25 protein-coding genes are annotated in these 16,899 nt (G+C 68.8%); 18 read left to right on the forward strand and 7 right to left on the reverse strand.

The genetic code is table 11. From position 1 onward, the window contains the following. Nucleotides 1–119: 119 nt before the first annotated feature. The gene (locus tag ABH933_RS41885) at nt 120–401 is read right to left on the reverse strand and encodes a hypothetical protein (protein WP_429428127.1); all 282 of its coding nucleotides are present in this window, start codon (nt 399–401) and stop codon (nt 120–122) included. A 204-nt stretch (nt 402–605) separates the two neighbouring features. Between ABH933_RS41885 and hemB the strand changes: the two genes are divergently transcribed. The 5 genes from hemB (at nt 606) to ABH933_RS41910 (ending at nt 3,676) form a co-directional block, all read left to right on the forward strand. Beyond that, nucleotides 606–1,586, forward strand: coding sequence for a porphobilinogen synthase (hemB, locus tag ABH933_RS41890; RefSeq protein ID WP_429428129.1), 981 nt, complete (start codon nt 606–608; stop codon nt 1,584–1,586). A 43-nt stretch (nt 1,587–1,629) separates the two neighbouring features. Continuing rightward, the gene (locus ABH933_RS41895; RefSeq protein WP_429428131.1) at nt 1,630–2,163 is read left to right on the forward strand and encodes a hypothetical protein; all 534 of its coding nucleotides are present in this window, start codon (nt 1,630–1,632) and stop codon (nt 2,161–2,163) included. Between the two features lie 411 nt (nt 2,164–2,574). Then, complete coding sequence (locus ABH933_RS41900) at nt 2,575–3,111, forward strand: hypothetical protein (RefSeq protein ID WP_429428132.1); 537 nt, start codon at nt 2,575–2,577, stop codon at nt 3,109–3,111. Next, a complete protein-coding gene (locus tag ABH933_RS41905; RefSeq protein WP_215915613.1) occupies nt 3,108–3,347 on the forward strand; it encodes a hypothetical protein in 240 nt (79 codons plus the stop codon). Before ABH933_RS41900 ends, ABH933_RS41905 begins: the two co-directional genes overlap by 4 nt. Nucleotides 3,348–3,454: 107 nt before the next feature. Next, nucleotides 3,455–3,676, forward strand: coding sequence for a hypothetical protein (locus ABH933_RS41910; RefSeq protein WP_215915614.1), 222 nt, complete (start codon nt 3,455–3,457; stop codon nt 3,674–3,676). A gap of 6 nt (nt 3,677–3,682) precedes the next feature. On the opposite strand, the gene ABH933_RS41915 is transcribed toward ABH933_RS41910, so the two are convergent. After that, nucleotides 3,683–4,102, reverse strand: a complete 420-nt coding sequence (locus ABH933_RS41915) for a hypothetical protein (RefSeq protein WP_429428134.1) — start codon at nt 4,100–4,102, stop codon at nt 3,683–3,685. Between the two features lie 262 nt (nt 4,103–4,364). Between ABH933_RS41915 and hemL the strand changes: the two genes are divergently transcribed. The 6 genes from hemL to ccsB all read left to right on the forward strand — a co-directional run bounded on the left by hemL (nt 4,365) and on the right by ccsB (nt 10,899). Beyond that, nucleotides 4,365–5,702 carry a glutamate-1-semialdehyde 2,1-aminomutase gene (gene hemL, locus ABH933_RS41920; protein ID WP_429428136.1) on the forward strand — a complete coding sequence of 446 codons (1,338 nt, stop codon included), beginning with the start codon at nt 4,365–4,367 and terminating at the stop codon, nt 5,700–5,702. Between the two features lie 278 nt (nt 5,703–5,980). Beyond that, entirely contained in the window at nt 5,981–6,586 is a 606-nt protein-coding gene (locus ABH933_RS41925; protein ID WP_215915962.1) for a histidine phosphatase family protein, read from the forward strand. An 83-nt stretch (nt 6,587–6,669) separates the two neighbouring features. Continuing rightward, nucleotides 6,670–7,251, forward strand: coding sequence for a TlpA disulfide reductase family protein (locus tag ABH933_RS41930; RefSeq protein ID WP_429428138.1), 582 nt, complete (start codon nt 6,670–6,672; stop codon nt 7,249–7,251). 193 nt (nt 7,252–7,444) lie between these two features. Then, nucleotides 7,445–8,290, forward strand: coding sequence for a cytochrome c biogenesis CcdA family protein (locus tag ABH933_RS41935; protein WP_429428140.1), 846 nt, complete (start codon nt 7,445–7,447; stop codon nt 8,288–8,290). Between the two features lie 3 nt (nt 8,291–8,293). Beyond that, nucleotides 8,294–9,925 (forward strand): cytochrome c biogenesis protein ResB, encoded by a 1,632-nt coding sequence (resB, locus tag ABH933_RS41940; RefSeq protein WP_429428142.1) that lies wholly within the window; start codon nt 8,294–8,296, stop codon nt 9,923–9,925. A gap of 2 nt (nt 9,926–9,927) precedes the next feature. After that, complete coding sequence (gene ccsB, locus ABH933_RS41945) at nt 9,928–10,899, forward strand: c-type cytochrome biogenesis protein CcsB (RefSeq protein WP_429428144.1); 972 nt, start codon at nt 9,928–9,930, stop codon at nt 10,897–10,899. A 19-nt stretch (nt 10,900–10,918) separates the two neighbouring features. On the opposite strand, the gene ABH933_RS41950 is transcribed toward ccsB, so the two are convergent. Then, nucleotides 10,919–11,332, reverse strand: a complete 414-nt coding sequence (locus ABH933_RS41950) for a type II toxin-antitoxin system VapC family toxin (RefSeq protein WP_429428146.1) — start codon at nt 11,330–11,332, stop codon at nt 10,919–10,921. Beyond that, nucleotides 11,329–11,565, reverse strand: coding sequence for a hypothetical protein (locus tag ABH933_RS41955; RefSeq protein WP_429428148.1), 237 nt, complete (start codon nt 11,563–11,565; stop codon nt 11,329–11,331). Before ABH933_RS41955 ends, ABH933_RS41950 begins: the two co-directional genes overlap by 4 nt. A 74-nt stretch (nt 11,566–11,639) precedes the next feature. Between ABH933_RS41955 and ABH933_RS41960 the strand changes: the two genes are divergently transcribed. Then, nucleotides 11,640–11,840, forward strand: coding sequence for a hypothetical protein (locus ABH933_RS41960; protein ID WP_429428150.1), 201 nt, complete (start codon nt 11,640–11,642; stop codon nt 11,838–11,840). A gap of 7 nt (nt 11,841–11,847) precedes the next feature. Then, complete coding sequence (locus ABH933_RS41965; RefSeq protein WP_429428152.1) at nt 11,848–12,507, forward strand: histone deacetylase; 660 nt, start codon at nt 11,848–11,850, stop codon at nt 12,505–12,507. A gap of 20 nt (nt 12,508–12,527) precedes the next feature. Here the strand turns inward: ABH933_RS41965 and ABH933_RS41970 are convergent, their stop codons facing one another. After that, complete coding sequence (locus tag ABH933_RS41970) at nt 12,528–13,475, reverse strand: LysR substrate-binding domain-containing protein (RefSeq protein ID WP_429428154.1); 948 nt, start codon at nt 13,473–13,475, stop codon at nt 12,528–12,530. A gap of 70 nt (nt 13,476–13,545) precedes the next feature. Here ABH933_RS41970 and dapA point away from each other — a divergent pair, with 70 nt between their 5' ends. Beyond that, nucleotides 13,546–14,439 (forward strand): 4-hydroxy-tetrahydrodipicolinate synthase, encoded by an 894-nt coding sequence (dapA, locus tag ABH933_RS41975; protein ID WP_429428156.1) that lies wholly within the window; start codon nt 13,546–13,548, stop codon nt 14,437–14,439. A 34-nt stretch (nt 14,440–14,473) separates the two neighbouring features. Here dapA and ABH933_RS41980 read toward each other — a convergent pair whose 3' ends face one another. Together ABH933_RS41980 and ABH933_RS41985 are read right to left on the reverse strand one after the other, a co-directional pair. Continuing rightward, the gene (locus tag ABH933_RS41980) at nt 14,474–14,677 is read right to left on the reverse strand and encodes a hypothetical protein (RefSeq protein ID WP_429428158.1); all 204 of its coding nucleotides are present in this window, start codon (nt 14,675–14,677) and stop codon (nt 14,474–14,476) included. A gap of 70 nt (nt 14,678–14,747) precedes the next feature. Continuing rightward, the gene (locus tag ABH933_RS41985; RefSeq protein WP_040828156.1) at nt 14,748–14,981 is read right to left on the reverse strand and encodes a BldC family transcriptional regulator; all 234 of its coding nucleotides are present in this window, start codon (nt 14,979–14,981) and stop codon (nt 14,748–14,750) included. 236 nt (nt 14,982–15,217) lie between these two features. Here ABH933_RS41985 and ABH933_RS41990 point away from each other — a divergent pair, with 236 nt between their 5' ends. From ABH933_RS41990 to ABH933_RS42005, 4 genes are all read left to right on the forward strand, one after another. Further along, complete coding sequence (locus ABH933_RS41990; RefSeq protein ID WP_429428160.1) at nt 15,218–15,547, forward strand: DUF4229 domain-containing protein; 330 nt, start codon at nt 15,218–15,220, stop codon at nt 15,545–15,547. A gap of 93 nt (nt 15,548–15,640) precedes the next feature. Beyond that, nucleotides 15,641–15,862, forward strand: a complete 222-nt coding sequence (locus tag ABH933_RS41995) for a helix-turn-helix domain-containing protein (RefSeq protein ID WP_215915637.1) — start codon at nt 15,641–15,643, stop codon at nt 15,860–15,862. After that, complete coding sequence (locus tag ABH933_RS42000) at nt 15,862–16,446, forward strand: Clp protease N-terminal domain-containing protein (protein ID WP_429428162.1); 585 nt, start codon at nt 15,862–15,864, stop codon at nt 16,444–16,446. The genes ABH933_RS41995 and ABH933_RS42000 overlap by 1 nt, the downstream gene beginning before the upstream one ends. A 63-nt stretch (nt 16,447–16,509) precedes the next feature. After that, nucleotides 16,510–16,899, forward strand: coding sequence for a phage holin family protein (locus ABH933_RS42005; RefSeq protein ID WP_215915639.1), 390 nt, complete (start codon nt 16,510–16,512; stop codon nt 16,897–16,899).

The following is a 16,899-nucleotide window of genomic DNA, read 5'->3' on the forward strand; positions in this document are numbered from 1 at the left end:
GCCCCCGCCCCCCCCCGCTCGCCCCGCGGGCGGCGGGGGGCCCCCCCCCCCGCCCCCCCCCCCCGCGCCCCCCGGGGCGCCCCCCGCCGGCGGGGCCCCCCCCCACGACGGGTGTGCGCTCAGCGGCGGGTCCGCATCATGTCGCGGACGAGGCGGCAGGTCTTGTCCGAGGGCGGGCGAATGCCGACGAGATCGGCTGTGCGCCTGATCTTTTCGTTGTCGGCCAGGCTTGCGCGGTAGACGCCCGAATCCAGCAGCGCGATGGCCAGCCGCATCGCCTTGAGCCGGCGGTTGTGTGTGACGTACCAGGACCGCGGCCGCCCGGGCGGCAGTCGCCGCTTGGCCAGCGGCACGTACGGCCCCTCGATGAGCGCGAGCTGGATTGCCGAATCTGTGGCCACGAGAACCTCCCCTTGCCGAGCGAAACCGTGCCGAGCGGATACGAAGATCGTTCGAACACATCTTCGATTCTACCTCGTGGCACCGACAAAAACCGCTGCCCAGAACCGCTTTCGCGGCATCGCGCCGGGGTGCTGCGCGGTTGCTCGCGGATGTGACCCGATCCGATGCGGCACGGCCCGGGAGCGCGGCGTATCGTGCGGATCATGACCGGAATGGACCGCCCGCGGCGGTTGCGTCGTACCCCCGCCCTGCGTCGCCTCGTCGCCGAAACCACACTCGAACCAAGGCATTTGGTGCTTCCGATGTTCGTCGCCGACGGGCTCGACGAAGCGCGCGAGATCGGCTCGATGCCCGGGGTGTACCAGCATTCGATGGATTCGCTGCGCAAGGCGGCCGTCGAGGCCGTCACCGCCGGGGTGGGCGGGCTGATGCTGTTCGGGGTGCCGCGTCCGGAGGACAAGGATCCGACCGGCAGCCTGGCCAGCGATCCCAAGGGCATCCTGAACCGCGGCCTGCGCGCGCTGGCCGACGAGGTGGGCGATGCGACCGTGGTCATGGCCGACACGTGCCTGGACGAATTCACCGACCACGGGCACTGCGGCGTGCTGGCCGCGGACGGCTCGGTCGACAACGATGCGACCCTCGAGCGCTACATCGCGATGAGCCTGGCTCAGGCCGAGGCGGGCGCGGACCTGCTGGGCACCAGCGGCATGATGGACGGTCAGGTGGGCGCCATCCGGGCCGGCCTGGACGCCGCCGGGCGGGTGGACACCGCCATCCTGGCGTACGCCGCGAAATACGCCTCCGCGTTCTACGGCCCCTTCCGCGAGGCGGTGGCCTCCTCGCTGCAGGGCGATCGCCGCACCTACCAGCAGGATCCGGCGAACCGCCGGGAGGCCGCCCGCGAGCTGGACCTGGACCTGGCGGAGGGCGCCGACATCGTCATGGTCAAGCCGGCCATGTCGTACCTGGACATCCTGCGCGAGGTCGCCGACCGCTCGACCGTGCCGGTGGCCGCCTACCAAATCTCCGGCGAGTACTCGATGATCACCGCCGCGGCCCAGAACGGCTGGATCGATCGCCGCGGCGCGATCCTGGAGTCGCTCATGGGCATCCGCCGCGCGGGTGCGGACATCGTGCTGACGTACTGGGCGACCGAAGCCGCGCATTGGTTGTCCTCGTGAGTACGGAAATCGTGGCCGCGCGTAAGGCAGCACACTGGCCGTCGTGAATCAGTGGACTCCCCGGGGGCAGCCGATCCCCGATGAGGCGACGCCGGTCGACGTCCGCACCGCATGGCAGTTGTGGTGGGGCGTGGTCGTCCTGGGCGTGCTGCGGCTGATCGTCGGGTCGGTGGGCCGGTACGGGCATCGGCACACCATCGCGCGGAACATCTACGACCAGCTGCACGCCCAGCAGCCCCGGACGCCGCTGTCGACCTACGAGCTGATGGTCACGCTGCTGGTCGTGCTCAGCGTCGTGTTCGGGCTGGGGATCGCGGCCGCGGCGGTGGCCGTGGCGTATCAGCTGCGCCGCGGAAGACTGTGGGCGCGTACGTTGTTCGACGTCGCGACCGTGGTGCTGGTGCTGGGCGGGGTCAATGCCATGTTCGGGCTGGGCATGGTCGCGGGCACCTGGGACATGCTCGCCGGTGCGGCCGCGATCCTGCAGGCGGTGCTCGCCGGGTTTGCGGTATTCCTCTGTCACAGGGCGGAATCCACCATGTACTTCCGAATGAACGGAAATCGGCTGCCGCGGTGAATTTGTCGCGGACAGCCCAGGATGTATGGTGAGGGTTGTCACAGAGGATTTGGGAACCGGGGTTGTTGGTTCGGCGTTCCGCTTCGGATCGCGGGAATCGTTCCGGTGGAGCGGAGGCATAGATGCGAGTCGTGATTCAACAACCGCAAAGCCTTCGGCGCGACGTGCTGGTGCTGAGCCTGTTGCTGCTGTTCGGCCTGCTCACCCTCGCGGTGCTGCTGCTGCCAGGAAAGGTCGGCTGAATCCCGCACACGATCCCCGGATACGCTGCATCTGCTTCGCGCTGATGCGGTGTATGGGCTGTGCGCGGCACGCGAGACGGCTCGCGGCGCGCCCGGTGGGCCCGGAGGAGCCAGCTTGCGTAACCGCGCAGGGCCCTCGGAAGCGCCGCCGATGAGACAGAGGTTCGTGGTGACTGATACCGAAGCCGCACCCACCGTGCGGTTTTCCGAGCCCGGCGCGCGTTGGCGCTCGGTCTCCTACGGGCCCCTGCTGTGTCTGGCCATTCTCGTTGTCGAGCTGGTCATCAGGCGCGGTCCGGTGCACTGGTTCGGGCTCGTGTTCTGCGCCGCGCTGCTGGCGGGCTTCGTAGCGCTGCAGGTGGTAGCCGGTAAGCGGCATGTCAGCGTCGAACTCACCGACACGTCGCTGCGCGCGGGCACCGAGACCGTGTCGCTCGACGCGATCGCGACGGTCTTTCCGGAGCCCGACGAGGAGTCCTGGGACGACGAGGACTGGCAGTCCGCGCGGGCGCTGGGCGAGCTGACCGGGGTGCCGCGACGGCGCAAGGGCATCGGGCTGAAGCTGCGCGACGGCCACCTGCTGCAGGCCTGGGCCCGGGATCACCAGCGCCTGCGCGCGGAGCTGACCGCGGCCCTGGAACGGCTGCCCGAGCGCGGTGCGGATTCCGGCGACGCGACCCCCGACGGCGAGGAGAGTTCACGATGATGCGGCGGATGTGGATAGTCCTGGACGTCGTCGCACTGCTCGTGTGCATCGGCGCGGCCGTCCCGAGCTGGCGCACCGGTGTCGAATCGATCGGATTCGCCGCGTCCGCCGATCAACCCGCCTTCGAGGCGACCCGCTATTCGGGGCCGTGGCTGGGGCTGGCCGCCGTGCTGGTCGCGGTGGCCGGGCTGGCGGTCATCGATCTGGTGGCGCGCTGCGCGGGCCGGGCGCACTGACCCGCGGGATTCGGGCGCACCGGTTAGGCCAACTTTCGGCAACCATCGCAAAAACTGCAACCACAATCGGTATGTCATCGGACGCCGAACGCGCTCACACTGGTGAGATGACCCGCACGCATCCTGTGCGCAGCACCATGATCGCGGTGCTCACCACGGGGGTCATCGGTACCGCCACCGCGGCCCTGGACGTCATGACGGCGAAGGATGCCGGCCCCGCACCCGCGCCCATTGTGCACGCGCCCGTGCTCGAGCTCGTCCCGGCTCCGCTGGATTGCCTGCTGACCAGCGGTTTTGCGCTGTCCTGCCTGGGTGGATCGCGGTCCTGAGGCGGCTCAGTGCCAGTGCTCGTAGATATCGAGCACCCGCGACCCGTGCGTGCCCGGGGCATCCAGGTAGACGATCACGTTGCCGTCCGGGTGGTCGGCCGATTCGAGCAGCAGATCCCGCAGCGAGGCGTGCACGCCGCCGTGCTCGTCGCGGTAGAGGCGGCTGTCCGGCCGCAGCCCCGCACCCATCAGGCTCACCGGCAGGACCTTGCTGACCAGCGCCGGAACCGGCCCGTCGGCCAGGGTGGCGGTCTCGTCGTGCGACAGGCTCACCCCGAGGCGGCCCCGATCGGGCTGGACCAGCGGCAGTGCGACCGCCCGGCCCTGGTCGACCGGCGTGGCCGCCGCGGCCGTCGCGGTCAGCGCGGTCAGCGCGGCGCCGCTCAGGGCGCCGGCAAGGACTGCGCCGAACATCAGGATTCGCATGAGATCTCTCCCGGCCAGGTGTGGTTGACGGACCGAGGGTACGCAGCAGCAATCATCTAGCGATCGATATTGGGCGAAAGGGCATTCCGGCGTGTTGCGGCATTTCGGGCGCCCGGATGTGGGGTGGCTCACCCCACTACACCCTGTCGTCGACGAGGGCGGGCGCTGCTGCGACACTGGTGGTCGTGAGTGAGCGTGCGAGCGAACCAGTGACACAGCGTGCGGAGCTCACGACGGAGCCGAGCGCCAGCGAGGTGCAGTCGTGAGTTCTTCTCCGCGCGCCACTCAGGTCAATGTCCCGATCTCGGCGCAGCTCTTCGACCGCGCCGCCGCGATCATCCCCGGCGGCGTGAACTCGCCCGTCCGCGCGTTCCATTCGGTCGGGGGCACACCGCGATTCATCGCCTCGGCGCGCGGCTACACGCTCACCGACGCCGACGGCAACGACTATGTCGACCTGGTCTGCTCGTGGGGCCCGATGATCCTGGGCCACGCCCATCCGGCCGTCGTCGAGGCGGTGCGGCGGGTCGCGACCGACGGTCTGTCGTTCGGGGCGCCGACCGAGGCGGAGATCGAGCTGGCCGAGGCGATCGCCGGGCGGGTCGAGCCCGTGGAGCGGGTGCGGCTGGTCAACTCGGGCACCGAGGCGACCATGAGCGCGGTGCGGCTGGCCCGCGGCTTCACCGGCCGCAGCAAGATCATCAAATTCTCGGGCTGCTACCACGGGCACGTGGACGCGCTGCTGGCCGACGCGGGCTCGGGCGTGGCGACGCTCGGCCTGCCGACCTCACCCGGCGTCACCGGCGCCCAGGCCGCCGACACGCTGGTGCTGCCGTACAACGATCTGGATGCGGTGGCCGCGGCCTTTGCCGCGCATCCCGGCCAGATCGCCTGCGTGATCACCGAGGCCGCGGCCGGGAACATGGGCACGGTCGCGCCGCTGCCGGGATACAACGCGGGCCTGCGCCGGCTCACCCAGGAGCACGGCGCGCTGCTGATCATGGACGAGGTGATGACCGGATTCCGGGTCAGCCCGTCCGGGTGGTTCGGCCGCGACGGCGTCGCCGGCGATCTGTACACCTTCGGCAAGGTGATGAGCGGTGGCCTGCCCGCCGCGGCGTTCGGCGGGCGCGCCGAGATCATGAACCGGCTCGCGCCGATCGGGCCCGTGTACCAGGCCGGCACGCTGTCGGGCAATCCGGTCGCCGTCGCGGCCGGGCTGGCCACGCTGCGTGCCGCGGACGCCGAGGTGTACGCCGCCCTGGACCGGAACGCCGAGCGGCTGGGCGGGCTGATGTCCGACGCACTGAGCGCGGCCGGAGTCGCCCATCAGGTGCAGTTCGCGGGCAATATGGTGAACGTGTTCTTCGCCGACCAGCCGGTCACCGACTACGCCGCCGCGAAGGCCAGTCAGACCTGGCGTTTCCCGGCGTTCTTCCACGCGCTGCTCGACCGCGGCGTCTACCCGCCGCCCAGTGCGTTCGAGACCTGGTTCGTCTCCGCCGCGCTCGACGACGACGCATTCGACCGGATCGCCGCGGCGATGCCCGCCGCCGCTGCTGCCGCAGCGGCCGCCACACCCGAAGGAACCGACGCGTGAACGAGAGCGCCCAGGATCAGTACGAATCCCCCTCCGCCCCAGCTCTTTCCACCGCTCCGGAAGCGGCCGCGGTAATCGATCGGCCCACTGTGTCCGGCGCAGGCGACCCGCGGCCCGCGACCGGGGCGGCGTTGTCCGGCGCCGTGACGCAGCCCGACGGCCCGTCGGCGTTCTCCGGCGGTGCGGCGGAGAACGCTGGTATCGCGGGTGCGGGCGCCGACCCCGCGACGATCCTGCCCGGTGAGGTCGCCTCGGACACCGAGACGATCGTGCACGTCATGCGGCACGGCGAGGTGCACAACCCGAAGGGCATCCTGTACGGCCGTCTGCCCGGGTTCAGCCTGTCGGTGACCGGACGCGCGCAGGCCGTGACGGTCGGGCGGGCGCTGGCCGACCACGACATCTCGCTGGTGGTGGCCTCGCCGCTGCAGCGCGCGCAGGAGACCGCGGCGCCGATCGCCGCACCGCACGGGCTGATCGTGCGTACCGACGACAACCTCATCGAGGCCGGCAACACCTTCGAGGGCCTGCGGGTCTCGGTCGGCGACGGCGCGCTGCGCAAGCCGCGGCACTGGTGGAAGCTGCGCGATCCGTTCACCCCGTCGTGGGGCGAGCCGTATCTGCAGATCGCGCACCGCATGCTGGCCGCGGTGAACAAGGCACGGGTGGAGGCCGCCGGTCACGAGGCGGTGGTGGTGTCGCACCAGCTGCCCGTCTGGACGCTGCGCCGATTCCTCGAGGGCAAGCGACTGTGGCACGATCCGCGCAACCGGCAGTGCTCGCTGGCCTCGCTGACTTCCCTTGTGTATCAGGGGGATACGTTGATCGACATCGTCTATTCCGAGCCTGCGGGGGAGTCGGACCCACGGGTGACGGGAGCGTGACCGGCACGGAATTCGATGCGACCGCGGGCGATTGCGCCCGCGGCGTGCGAGCGACTGTGTCTCGCAGGCCGATCCGGTGGGTAATGCCGGTCTTGCTGGCCTGTGTGGCACTGGTTGCCGCGCTCGCGGGCTGCTCGACCGGCAGCGATGCCGTCGCGACGGGCGGCACCTTCCAGTTCGTCTCGCCCGGCGGCAAGACCGATATCTTCTACGATCCGCCCGCCAAGCGCGGCACCATCGGCAATCTGTCGGGCCCGGATCTGCTGACGAACAAGACCGTTTCGGTGTCGGACTTCCCGAATCAGGTTGTGGTGCTGAATCTCTGGGGTCAGTGGTGCGGGCCCTGCCGGGCCGAGGCGCCCGAGCTGGAGAAGGTCTACGAGGCGTCCAAGTCGCGCGGCGTGGCCTTCCTGGGGATCAATGTGCGTGATCCGCAGCAGGACAAGGCACAGGACTTCGTCACCTCCAGCCACGTCGGCTACCCGTCGATCTACGACCCCGAGATGCGTAGTCTGCTGGCCCTCGGCGGCAAGTTCCCCACCAGCGTCATCCCGACCACCCTGGTCCTGGACCGGCACCACCGGGTGGCCGCGGTCTTCCTGCGTTCGCTGCTGGCCACCGACCTGCAGCCGGTCGTCGACCGCGTCGCCGCGGAGCCGCAGTGAGCACCTGCCCGGCCGCCCGCCGGGATCGCCGCACTCGGGCGGGCGCCTCCGTCCCGCGCGCGCTCCCGTCGTTCCGGCGTGCTTGCGGCCGGAATCTCGCGGGATCTCTGTGCGGACCCCCGGCGTGCCGGGACGAGCAGACGCCCGGCCGGGATGCCGAGGTGGTTCGGGGGCGCAGCCGAGGTGAGTGGCGATGAGCGTGACTGTGCTTGCGTCCGTGGGGGATTCGTTCCAGCAGGCCGCCGCGACGGGTCCGCTGCTCGTGGCGCTCGGCGCGTGCCTGCTGGCGGGGCTGGTGTCGTTCGCCTCGCCGTGCGTGGTGCCGCTGGTGCCCGGATATCTGTCGTATCTGGCGGGTCTGGTCGGGGCCGAGGCGCCGCCGGTGACCGTGGCCGAGGCGACGGGCAGCAAGCGGGCCCGACGCTCGGGGACCGCGACCGCCGAACGCGGCGGCCGGGCGCGCGTGGCCGGGGCGGCGGGCCTGTTCGTGGCCGGATTCACGGTCGTGTTCGTGCTGGCCTCGGTGACCGTCTTCGGCGTCATTCAGACGCTCAACGTGAATCGTGAACTGCTGCAACGCATCGGCGGCGTGGTCACCATCCTGATGGGGCTGGTGTTCCTGGGCCTGGTGCCCGCGCTGCAGCGCGACACCCGGATACATCCCCGGCGCCTGACCGGCCTGGTCGGCGCGCCGCTGCTGGGCGCGGTCTTCGCGCTGGGCTGGACGCCCTGCCTCGGGCCCACGCTGTCCGGGGTGATGGCGGTCTCCGCCGGGACCGCGGGCGCCACCGCCGTGCGCGGGGTGGTGCTGACCATCGCCTACTGCCTGGGCCTGGGCCTGCCGTTCGTGATCCTGGCGTTCGGCTCGGCCAGTGCGCTGCGCGGGGTGGGCTGGCTGCGCCGCAATTCGCGCACCATCCAGGTGATCGGCGGAATCCTGCTCGTCGCCGTCGGCATTGCCCTGGTCACCGGCATGTGGGACCAGTTCGTGGGATGGGTCCGCAATGTCTTCGTCTCCCAAGCGACCCTCCCGATCTGACTTATGACTGCAACCATCACCGCCCCCGAGGCCCCCGCCCGCCCGCCCCGCCAATCGCCTGTGCGCCGCATCCTGGCGATGCTCCGCAACACCTGGCGCGGGCTGACCAGCATGCGCACCGCGCTGATCCTGCTGTTCCTGCTGGCGCTCGCGGCGATTCCGGGCGCCCTGCTACCGCAGCGCAGCCTGAACGCGCAGAAGGTCGACAAGTACATCGCGGACCGCCCGACGCTGGGGCACCTGATGGACCGGGTGCAGCTGTTCGACGTGTTCTCCAGCTTCTGGTTCACCGCGATCTATGCGCTGCTGTTCATCTCGCTGGTCGGCTGCATCGTGCCGCGTGTATTCGATCACTACAGGGCGCTGCGTACGCCCCCGGTCGCGGTGCCGCGCAACCTGTCCCGGCTGCCGCACCACGCCTCGACGGCCGTCACCGAGTCGCCCGTGGAACGGATTGCCAAGGCGCGCAAGCAGCTTCGCGGTTGGCGCGCGGTCGAGCGGGTCAACGGCGACGAGGTCACGCTGTCCGCAGAGAAGGGCTATTTCCGCGAATTCGGCAATCTGGTCTTCCATCTGGCGTTGGTCGGGCTGCTGGTCTCGGTCGCGATCGGAAAGCTGCTCGGCTACGAGGGCAACGTCGTCGTCATCGCGGACGACGGCCCGGGCTTCTGCACGAGCTCGATCGCGGCCTTCGACTCCTTCAAGGCGGGCAATCTCATCGACGGTACCGGGCTGGCCCCGCTGTGCGTGCGCGTCAAGGACTTCCGGGCCGATTACCTGCCCAGCGGCGAGGCGCAGATGTTCACCGCGGACCTTTCGTACCAGACCGGCAAGGATCTGACGACGAACACCTGGCGCGACACCGCCATCCAGGTGAATCACCCGCTGCGGGTGTCCGGGGATCGGGTGTACGTGCAGGGCCACGGCTACGCGCCGACCTTCACGGTCACCTACCCCAACGGCCAGACCCGCACCGAATCCCAGCAGTGGCGCCCGGACGACGGCGCGACCTTCCTGTCCAGCGGCGCCATGCGCTTCGATCCGCCGGCGGGCATGTATTCCTCCGATGCCGAGCAGCGCCAGCATCAGATCGCGATCGAGGGGCTGTTCGCGCCCACCGCGTTCCTGCACGGGAGCCTGCTGACCTCGTCGTATCCGGCGCTGACCGATCCGGCGGTCGCGGTCGACATCTATCAGGGTGAGACCGGCCTGGATACCGGCCGCCCCCAGTCGCTGTTCTCGCTGGATCCGGAGATGATCAAGCAGGGGCGGCTGATGAAGCAGGCGCGGGTGAATCTGAAGCCCGGTCAGTCCACGACGCTGGCCGACGGCACCAAGATCACCTTCGACGGCGCCAAGCAGTTCGCGAACCTGCAGGTGTCCCACGACCCCGCGCAGGGTTGGGTGCTGGTGTTCGCGGTGACGATGATGGCGGGGCTGCTGGTATCGCTGCTCGTGAAGCGGCGGCGCATCTGGCTGCGCGCCTATCCGGACCCCGACGAGACCGCGGACGATAAACGACGTACCGTAGTAGAGATGGGTGGTCTGGCCCGAACCGATCAGGCCGGATGGGGCGGCGAGTTCGACCGCCTGCGCGCCCGCCTGCTTGGCGACTCCGAGAACCCGGGAGAGTAGCAATGCCGATCGACGAGACCATCGCGTCCTACAGTGATCTCGCGTTCAAGTCGGCGATCGTGGTGTACGCCTTGGTCTTCGTGATGCTGCTGGTGCAGTACGCCTCGGCCTACACCCGCAAGGCCGAACAACGCGAGCCGGTCCTGGTGGGCGCGGGCGCCGGTACGCCGCCGGACGTTCCGGGCCGCGTGACGCTGCCGCCGGGCAAGCCGATGTCCGAGCGCGTCGGAAATATGGCCTTCGCCGTGCTTTTCGTGGCGCTGGGGCTGCACATTCTCTCGATCGTGTTGCGCGGCTTCGCGACTCACCGCTTCCCGCTGGGCAACATGTACGAATTCGTGACGATGGCCACCGGCGCCGCCGTCGCGCTGGGCGTGGTGCTGCTGCGGAACGAGCGCTACCGCGGCATGTGGGCCTTCCTGCTGGTGCCCGTGCTGATCCTGATGTTCCTGGCCGGGACCGTGCTGTATGCCGATGCGGCCCCGGTGGTTCCGGCGCTGAAGTCGTACTGGCTGCCCATTCACGTGACGGTCGTCAGCATCGGCAGTGGCGTGTTCCTGGTGGCCGGCGTCGCGAGCCTGCTGTTCCTGCTGCGCCTGGTGCAGCCCGCCGGCGCGGAGTCGGACAACATCCTCGGCGCCGTCGCCCGTCGCCTGCCCGACGCCCGCACCCTGGACCGCCTGGCCTACCGCACCACCATCATCGGCTTCCCGATCTTCGGCACCGGCATCATCCTGGGCGCGATCTGGGCCGAATCGGCCTGGGGTCGCTTCTGGGGCTGGGACCCGAAGGAAACGGTCTCCTTCATCGCCTGGGTCATCTACGCCGCCTACCTCCACGCCCGCGCCACCTCCGGCTGGCGCGAAACCAAGGCCGCCTGGATCAACATCGCAGGCTTCGTCGCGATGCTGTTCAACCTCTTCATCATCAACATCGTGGTGAGCGGCCTGCACTCGTACGCCGGGCTGAACTGAGGGCTTCGACCGTTGTGAGCTAGCCGATCAAGTGAAGGTCCAAGTCCGGTATGGCGAGCATCTTGCACGCCCGCGCGAGCTTGGCATCGCCGGTCACGACGCACGCTTCATGTTCCAGTGCAACGGCCAGGTATGCGCCGTCATAGGGGTTCACATTGTGCCTCCATGCCCACACCATGGTGGACGGCGGCTCGTATGTGCGGATGTCCAGCTGGCGGAACGCCCCGTATGCCGCTTCGGCGACGCGTTGCGTGATCGCGCTGCGCAACGCTTCCCGGTGCAGCACGTGCATGACCTCTAACGGTGTATGCGTGGGTACCAGCAGGGCATCCGCGCTGCGAAGTTCGGCGCGGCAAGCTTCCGCCTGCCGTTCGTCCACGGGTCCTGTGAGTGCTCGGACGAATACGTTCGCGTCGGCGACAATCAGCCTCACTCGGGACGCGCCTCACGGGCGATGTCCGCAAGTTCTTGCAGTGTGGTCTGTGAACCGGCGCCAGCGACCGGGCCGGCGAGGATGTCACGGTTTCGACTCCGGCCGCCCTCCAGCTTGTCCAGCGTTTCCAGTGCGCGCCGGATGACATCCGTAGCGGTTTCCTGGTTATGGGTGAGGCGGGCGATCCGCTCGCCATCCACTCCGGTAGCCCGAAAACTGATCATCTTGCTCATGTCGGACAGCGTAGCGCGAGCGTATGACGTTGTCATACAGATGTCTGTCGGCCACCACGCCATAGACTGCGATCATGCACACCAGTCGCGAGGAACTCCTCGACTCGGTCACAGTCATACCCGAGAGTCGAATTCCGGCTGCGACGGAACTTCCGCCTCAGTTGGAAGGTTTGACCGTTCGTCGTGAGTTCCATTCTGCGGGGTTGTTCAGCGGGGAGCCGGACTTGGCGGTGCGGGCGAAATGGATTGTCCTGGAAGAACTGGCCCAGGACTGACGTCGAGATGTCAGGGGCGGGCGCGGCGCCAGCCGTCTGGTATGTGGCCTACGGGTCGAATCTGCTTGCGGGGCGGTTGAATTACTACGTCGAGGGTGGGCGTCCGGCGGGGGCGGCGCGGACGTATCCGGGGTTTCGGGATCGGACGCCGCCGCGGGATCGGCGGGCGCTGATGTTGCCGGGCACCGTGTATTTCGCGTGGGAGAGTCCGGTGTGGGGCGGGGCGGTGGCGTTCTATGCCGAACGGGCCGTGGATGATTGGCCGCGCGGGGCCGCGGCGCGCGGATATCTGTTGTCCGCGGGGCAGTTCGAGGATCTGCTGGCGCAGGAGATGTATCGAGTGCCCGGGGTCGGTACGGGGGTGGATCTGGACAGGGTGGTTCGCGAGGGCGTCGTGCGGTTGGGGGAGGGCCGGTACGAAACCCTCCGGTATGTCGGTGATGTGGATGGATTTCCCGCGGTGACATTTACCGCGCCGTGGGATCCGGCAACCGTCGAAATCCGCAGGCCCGGGCCGCGATACCTGGGCATGCTCGCGGCGGGACTTCGGGAGTCGCACGGGTGGTCGGCGAATCGGATTCACGCCTATCTCGCCGGACTGCCTGGCGTGCGGGGGTTTTGGGGAGAGATGGAGCTTCGGCAGCTGGTGCTCGCGGCCTTCTCCTGAAGGGTCTCGATCATTGACGCCTATCTCGCGGGCGGATCTGTCGCGCTCGGTTGTTCGGCTGCGGCGGCATGTAATGCGGCGCGGGCGGCAGCGACGATCGGATGATCGCCGCGCCCGCGGCGATAGGCCAGGTGGGTGCGGCGGCGCGCGGACAGGGGGACGAGGCGGACCGGGTCCGGGACCGACAGTGCGCCCAATTCCGGTACCAGCGCCACGCCCTGACCGGCGGCGACGAGCGCCAATACGGTGCCGAAGTCGTCGGCGTGGTGGCGGATGTGCGGCGTGAATCCCGCTGCCTGGCAGGCGCGCACGGTCATGCTGTGGCACAAAGTGCCCGGGGTTCCGGCGATCCAGGTCGAATCGCGGTGTGCGGTCAGGGGTTCGGTGTCCCGGGGATGGTGAGCCGGTGGAGCTTGCGGAGGCGGCGGGGTGGGTGAGCTCAGCGTTGCCAGGTAGACCGTTTCGGTGAGGAATTCCTCGGTGTCCAGGCCGGATTCGGGCTCGCGCGGTACGTAGTCGTATTCCTGTACCAGCGCGATGTCGAGGGCGTGGGCGCGCAGCGCGTCGGGAGCGTTCGCCGGATCGAGTTCGGTGACGAACAGTTCCAGCCGGGGATGGTCGCGGCTCAGGCGCACCAGCGCGGGGGACAGTACGGCGTGAACCGCGGTGGGGAAGGCCCCAATTCGCAGCGTGCCGGTGAGATCGGCACTGGCGGTGGCGAGTTCGGCCGCGGCCTGTTCGAGCACCGCCAGAATTGTGTCGGCATGCTCGGTCAGCCGCAGGGCAGCCGGGGTGAGCCCGACGCTGCGCCCGGTGCGCTCGAGCAACGGCACCCCGGCCTCGCGCTCGAGCGAGGCCAGCTGCTGCGAGACGGCCGAGGGGGTATAGGACAGGGCATCGGCGACCGCCGCGATGGTCCCGCGCCGGGCCAGTTCGCGCAGCAGCCGCAGTCGTCGCACATCGAGCATCAGATCAGCTTATGCTTCTCGGAAGAAACGTGAAATAGACGTAATGTATTCGAGCCCGCACTCTAGGAACATGACACTCCAGGGCCTCTACGTTCCGCTGATCACCCCCTTTACCCGATCCGGCGAACTCGCCGCCGACGACCTGGAGGGCCTGGCCCACCGGGTCCTGGATCGGGGGGCTGCGGGGATAGTCGCCCTCGGAACGACGGGGGAGCCCGCGACGCTGACCGGACCGGAGCGCGGGAGGGTACTGGAGATCTGCGCGGCGGTCTGCCGCGAGCGCGGGGCGGCGCTGATCGCCGGGACGGGCTCGAATTCGACCGCCGACTCCCAGCGGGCGCTGGCCGCCCTCGATGCCGGGGTGGTCGCTGCCGCGCTGGTGGTGGTCCCGTACTACACCCGCCCCTCGGAGGACGGCGTGGTCGAACACTTTCGCCGGCTCGCGGCAGCATCGCCGGTCCCGGTGCTGGTCTACAACGTTCCACAGCGCACGGGACGCCCGCTGAGCGCCGAGACACTGTGCCGACTGGCGGAACTGCCGAACGTGGCCGGATTCAAACACGCGGTGGGCGGGATAGACGAGGCCACGATCGCTTTCCTGGCCCGGGTCCCGGCCGATGTCGCGGTGCTGTCCGGCGACGATCTCTACGCGGCGCCGCTGCTCGCACTCGGCGCCGCCGGTGCGATTCTGGCCTGCGCGAATGTGGCGCCCGGGGCGTATGCCGAGCTGATCGAGGCCTGGCGCGGGGGTGCGATCGCGCGTGCTCGCGAACTTGGCAACCGACTGACACCCCTGGCCGCGGCGCTGTTCGCCGAGTCCAATCCTGTTGTGATCAAAGCAATTTTGGCCTCGCAGGGCCTGATTTCGAGCGCGGCTGTACGCCTGCCTCTACTGCCTGCCAGCGATACCGCGACAGAATCCGCGCTGGCGGCGTGGGACGGAATATCCCCAGCAAATCGTTGAAGTGGACGGTCTGCGGCCGGCACCGCAGGCCGGATCATTCACCGGCGCCGGGATCGCCGTCACGATGCTGGCGCGAGATGCGCCAGAGAAATTCCGGATCGTCGTCGGGGCCTTTGATGGGCCTGCGTTGCGATGCCGTACGACCGGCGCCGATCTTGTTCGGCCGCTGCGGCCCGAACGCCTTCCAGCACAGCATCGCAACGGCCACCACCGCGATGAGTGCCAACAGGTACGTCACGTCGCTCACCTCCTGTCTTCGAGGGTAATCCGTGTACGTACCTGCGGCACCGCCTACGCGGAAATAGGGACTACACCCGAGTTGCCTCGGTGGTCAGCGACCGGAGAAGCTGCATCACCTCGGTCTCACGGAACCGCCGGTGGCCGCCTGGGGTACGCAATGAGCCCAGTCGCCCGGCGTGTGCCCAGCGGGTGACTGTTTTGGGATCTACGTGGAACAACGCCGCTACTTGGCCGGGGGTCAGGAGGGCCTCCTGGCCGTTGACGGAACCAAACGTGCGGCTCGCCGCGGTGATCGCAGTCATTCGCAAACCTTTCCGTAATCGACAGTCCCTCATCAGATAGCGACATCGTTGCACCGGACCCCCCACGTACTCGAATGATCTAACAATGGTAAAGGGGAAGTAATAGACAAATCGGATAAGCGTACGGCTTCGTGACGTGCCCGAAAGCGCCCGCTGGCGAACATTCAGCGATCTTCGGGGGGTGGTGACTGGCGGCGGGTCGAGTCCGCCCGGGCGCGTCGCTTAGGCTGGTAGGCGTGAGTGAGGCATCCCGACCGGACGACGTTCCCGCTGCCGGGGTCACCGGCTCGGCGGGCCGGCGGCTGGCGCGCAACCTGATCCTGTACACCGTTGCCCGGCTGGCGCTGGTCGCGGTGATCGCCGCTGTCATCGTAGTGGTCGCGCATTTGCTGAATGTGCAGATCCCGGTGGTCGTGGCCCTGCTGTTCGCGCTGATCGTCGCGTTGCCGCTGTCTCTGGTGCTGTTCAAGCGCCTGCGGTCCCGGGTGAACCGGGACATTGCCGCGGTGGACGAGAAGCGTCGCACCAACAAGGCGCAGCTGCGCGCGCGGATGCGCGGCGAGTAGCCGCCGAGATCAATTTTCGCCCGCGGTGAACCCGTGCGGCCATGATGTCAATTTTTGTTGACGACCCGTCGATGTCAACGTAAATTGACATGCATGAGTGAAGCAACGACCCTGGCGGCCGCCGCCGGCAGTCCCGACCCCACGGTCGGCCTGCGCGCGGTGCTGGCACTGCGGCGGTTGCTCGAGCGTCTCGAGGCGATCCAGGTGGCCAATGCCCGCACGCAGGGCTGGTCCTGGCAGGCGATCGCCGATGCGCTCGAGGTCAGCCGGCAGGCGGTCCATCAGAAGTACAACCGGAGAGGCGGGATCCGCTGATGTTCGAGAGATTTGCCAAGGCGGCGCGTTACGCGATCGTGGTCGCGCAGGAGGAGGCCCGCGAATTGCGTTCGCCGGAAATAGATGTCGAGCACGTGCTGCTCGGTATCGCCGCGAGTCCGGACGAGAGCGTTCGGAAGATACTGCAGGACAACGGAATTACCGCCGCAGGCCTGCGTGAATCGCTGTCGGCCGGCCGGTCCGGGCAGCCGCTGGGTGACGACGATGCCGCGGCGCTGCGGTCCATCGGCATCGATCTGGACGCCGTGCGCGAGAGCCTGGAGGCCACGTTCGGCGCCGACGCCCTGGACCGGGCCGTGGCGCCGGAGAAGCCGCGCGGGCGGTTCGGATTCGGCGGCGGCATGAATTTCGGCCACGTCCCGTTCACCCGGGATGCCAAGAAGACCCTGGAATTATCGCTGCGTGAGGCGATTTCGCGCGGTGACGAACGCATCGAGGCCGCGCACGTGCTGCTCGGCGTGCTGCGCGCGGCCAATCCGCGGACCCTGGAGCTGCTCGGCGGCGACGCGGGCATCGAGGCACTGCGCCGATCGGCGCACGATTTGTTGGATCGCGCCGCCTGAATTCGGCGCGAACGGCGCACGTTATGTCCGGTGCCGGGGCGTGGTGACGGTTACCATGACGCCATGGCCTTCCTGCTACGCCTGATCATCAACGCCGTCGCGATCTGGCTCGCCTCGCACTGGGTGCACCACATCGAGCTGATCAGCCCTGCCGATAAGGGCAACACCGGGAAGATCATCGTGGTGCTGGTCGTCGCGCTGATCTTCGGCCTGGTGAACGCGCTGGTCAAGCCGCTGGTCAAGATGCTGTCGCTGCCGCTGGTGGTGCTGACCCTGGGGCTGTTCCTGCTGGTCATCAACGCCCTGATGCTGTGGCTGACCGCCGTGATCACCGAGACCACCTCCTATGGTCTGCGGGTCCACGGCTTCGGCGCCGCGGTGCTCGGCGCCATCATCATCACCGTCGTCAACTGGGTACTGGGCATCTTCGTGCCCGAGGGCGGCCGGAAGTAG

The sequence above is a fragment of the Nocardia sp. GP40 genome (assembly GCF_050434125.1).
In the GTDB taxonomy this organism is placed as follows: Bacteria; Actinomycetota; Actinomycetes; order Mycobacteriales; family Mycobacteriaceae; genus Nocardia; species Nocardia albiluteola.

Coding starts and splice junctions, on each gene's coding strand:
- dapA (WP_429428156.1), top strand. CDS start 13,546: ATGACACTCCAGGGCCTCTACGTTCCGCTGATCACCCCCTTTACCCGA.
- ABH933_RS42000 (WP_429428162.1), top strand. CDS start 15,862: ATGTTCGAGAGATTTGCCAAGGCGGCGCGTTACGCGATCGTGGTCGCG.
- ABH933_RS41915 (WP_429428134.1), bottom strand. CDS start 4,102: ATGCGAATCCTGATGTTCGGCGCAGTCCTTGCCGGCGCCCTGAGCGGC.
- resB (WP_429428142.1), top strand. CDS start 8,294: ATGACTGCAACCATCACCGCCCCCGAGGCCCCCGCCCGCCCGCCCCGC.
- ABH933_RS42005 (WP_215915639.1), top strand. CDS start 16,510: ATGGCCTTCCTGCTACGCCTGATCATCAACGCCGTCGCGATCTGGCTC.
- ccsB (WP_429428144.1), top strand. CDS start 9,928: ATGCCGATCGACGAGACCATCGCGTCCTACAGTGATCTCGCGTTCAAG.
- ABH933_RS41925 (WP_215915962.1), top strand. CDS start 5,981: ATGCGGCACGGCGAGGTGCACAACCCGAAGGGCATCCTGTACGGCCGT.
- ABH933_RS41995 (WP_215915637.1), top strand. CDS start 15,641: ATGAGTGAAGCAACGACCCTGGCGGCCGCCGCCGGCAGTCCCGACCCC.
- ABH933_RS41985 (WP_040828156.1), bottom strand. CDS start 14,981: ATGACTGCGATCACCGCGGCGAGCCGCACGTTTGGTTCCGTCAACGGC.
- ABH933_RS41930 (WP_429428138.1), top strand. CDS start 6,670: ATGCCGGTCTTGCTGGCCTGTGTGGCACTGGTTGCCGCGCTCGCGGGC.
- ABH933_RS41955 (WP_429428148.1), bottom strand. CDS start 11,565: ATGAGCAAGATGATCAGTTTTCGGGCTACCGGAGTGGATGGCGAGCGG.
- ABH933_RS41905 (WP_215915613.1), top strand. CDS start 3,108: ATGATGCGGCGGATGTGGATAGTCCTGGACGTCGTCGCACTGCTCGTG.
- hemB (WP_429428129.1), top strand. CDS start 606: ATGACCGGAATGGACCGCCCGCGGCGGTTGCGTCGTACCCCCGCCCTG.
- ABH933_RS41910 (WP_215915614.1), top strand. CDS start 3,455: ATGACCCGCACGCATCCTGTGCGCAGCACCATGATCGCGGTGCTCACC.
- ABH933_RS41960 (WP_429428150.1), top strand. CDS start 11,640: ATGCACACCAGTCGCGAGGAACTCCTCGACTCGGTCACAGTCATACCC.
- ABH933_RS41935 (WP_429428140.1), top strand. CDS start 7,445: ATGAGCGTGACTGTGCTTGCGTCCGTGGGGGATTCGTTCCAGCAGGCC.
- ABH933_RS41970 (WP_429428154.1), bottom strand. CDS start 13,475: ATGCTCGATGTGCGACGACTGCGGCTGCTGCGCGAACTGGCCCGGCGC.
- ABH933_RS41965 (WP_429428152.1), top strand. CDS start 11,848: ATGTCAGGGGCGGGCGCGGCGCCAGCCGTCTGGTATGTGGCCTACGGG.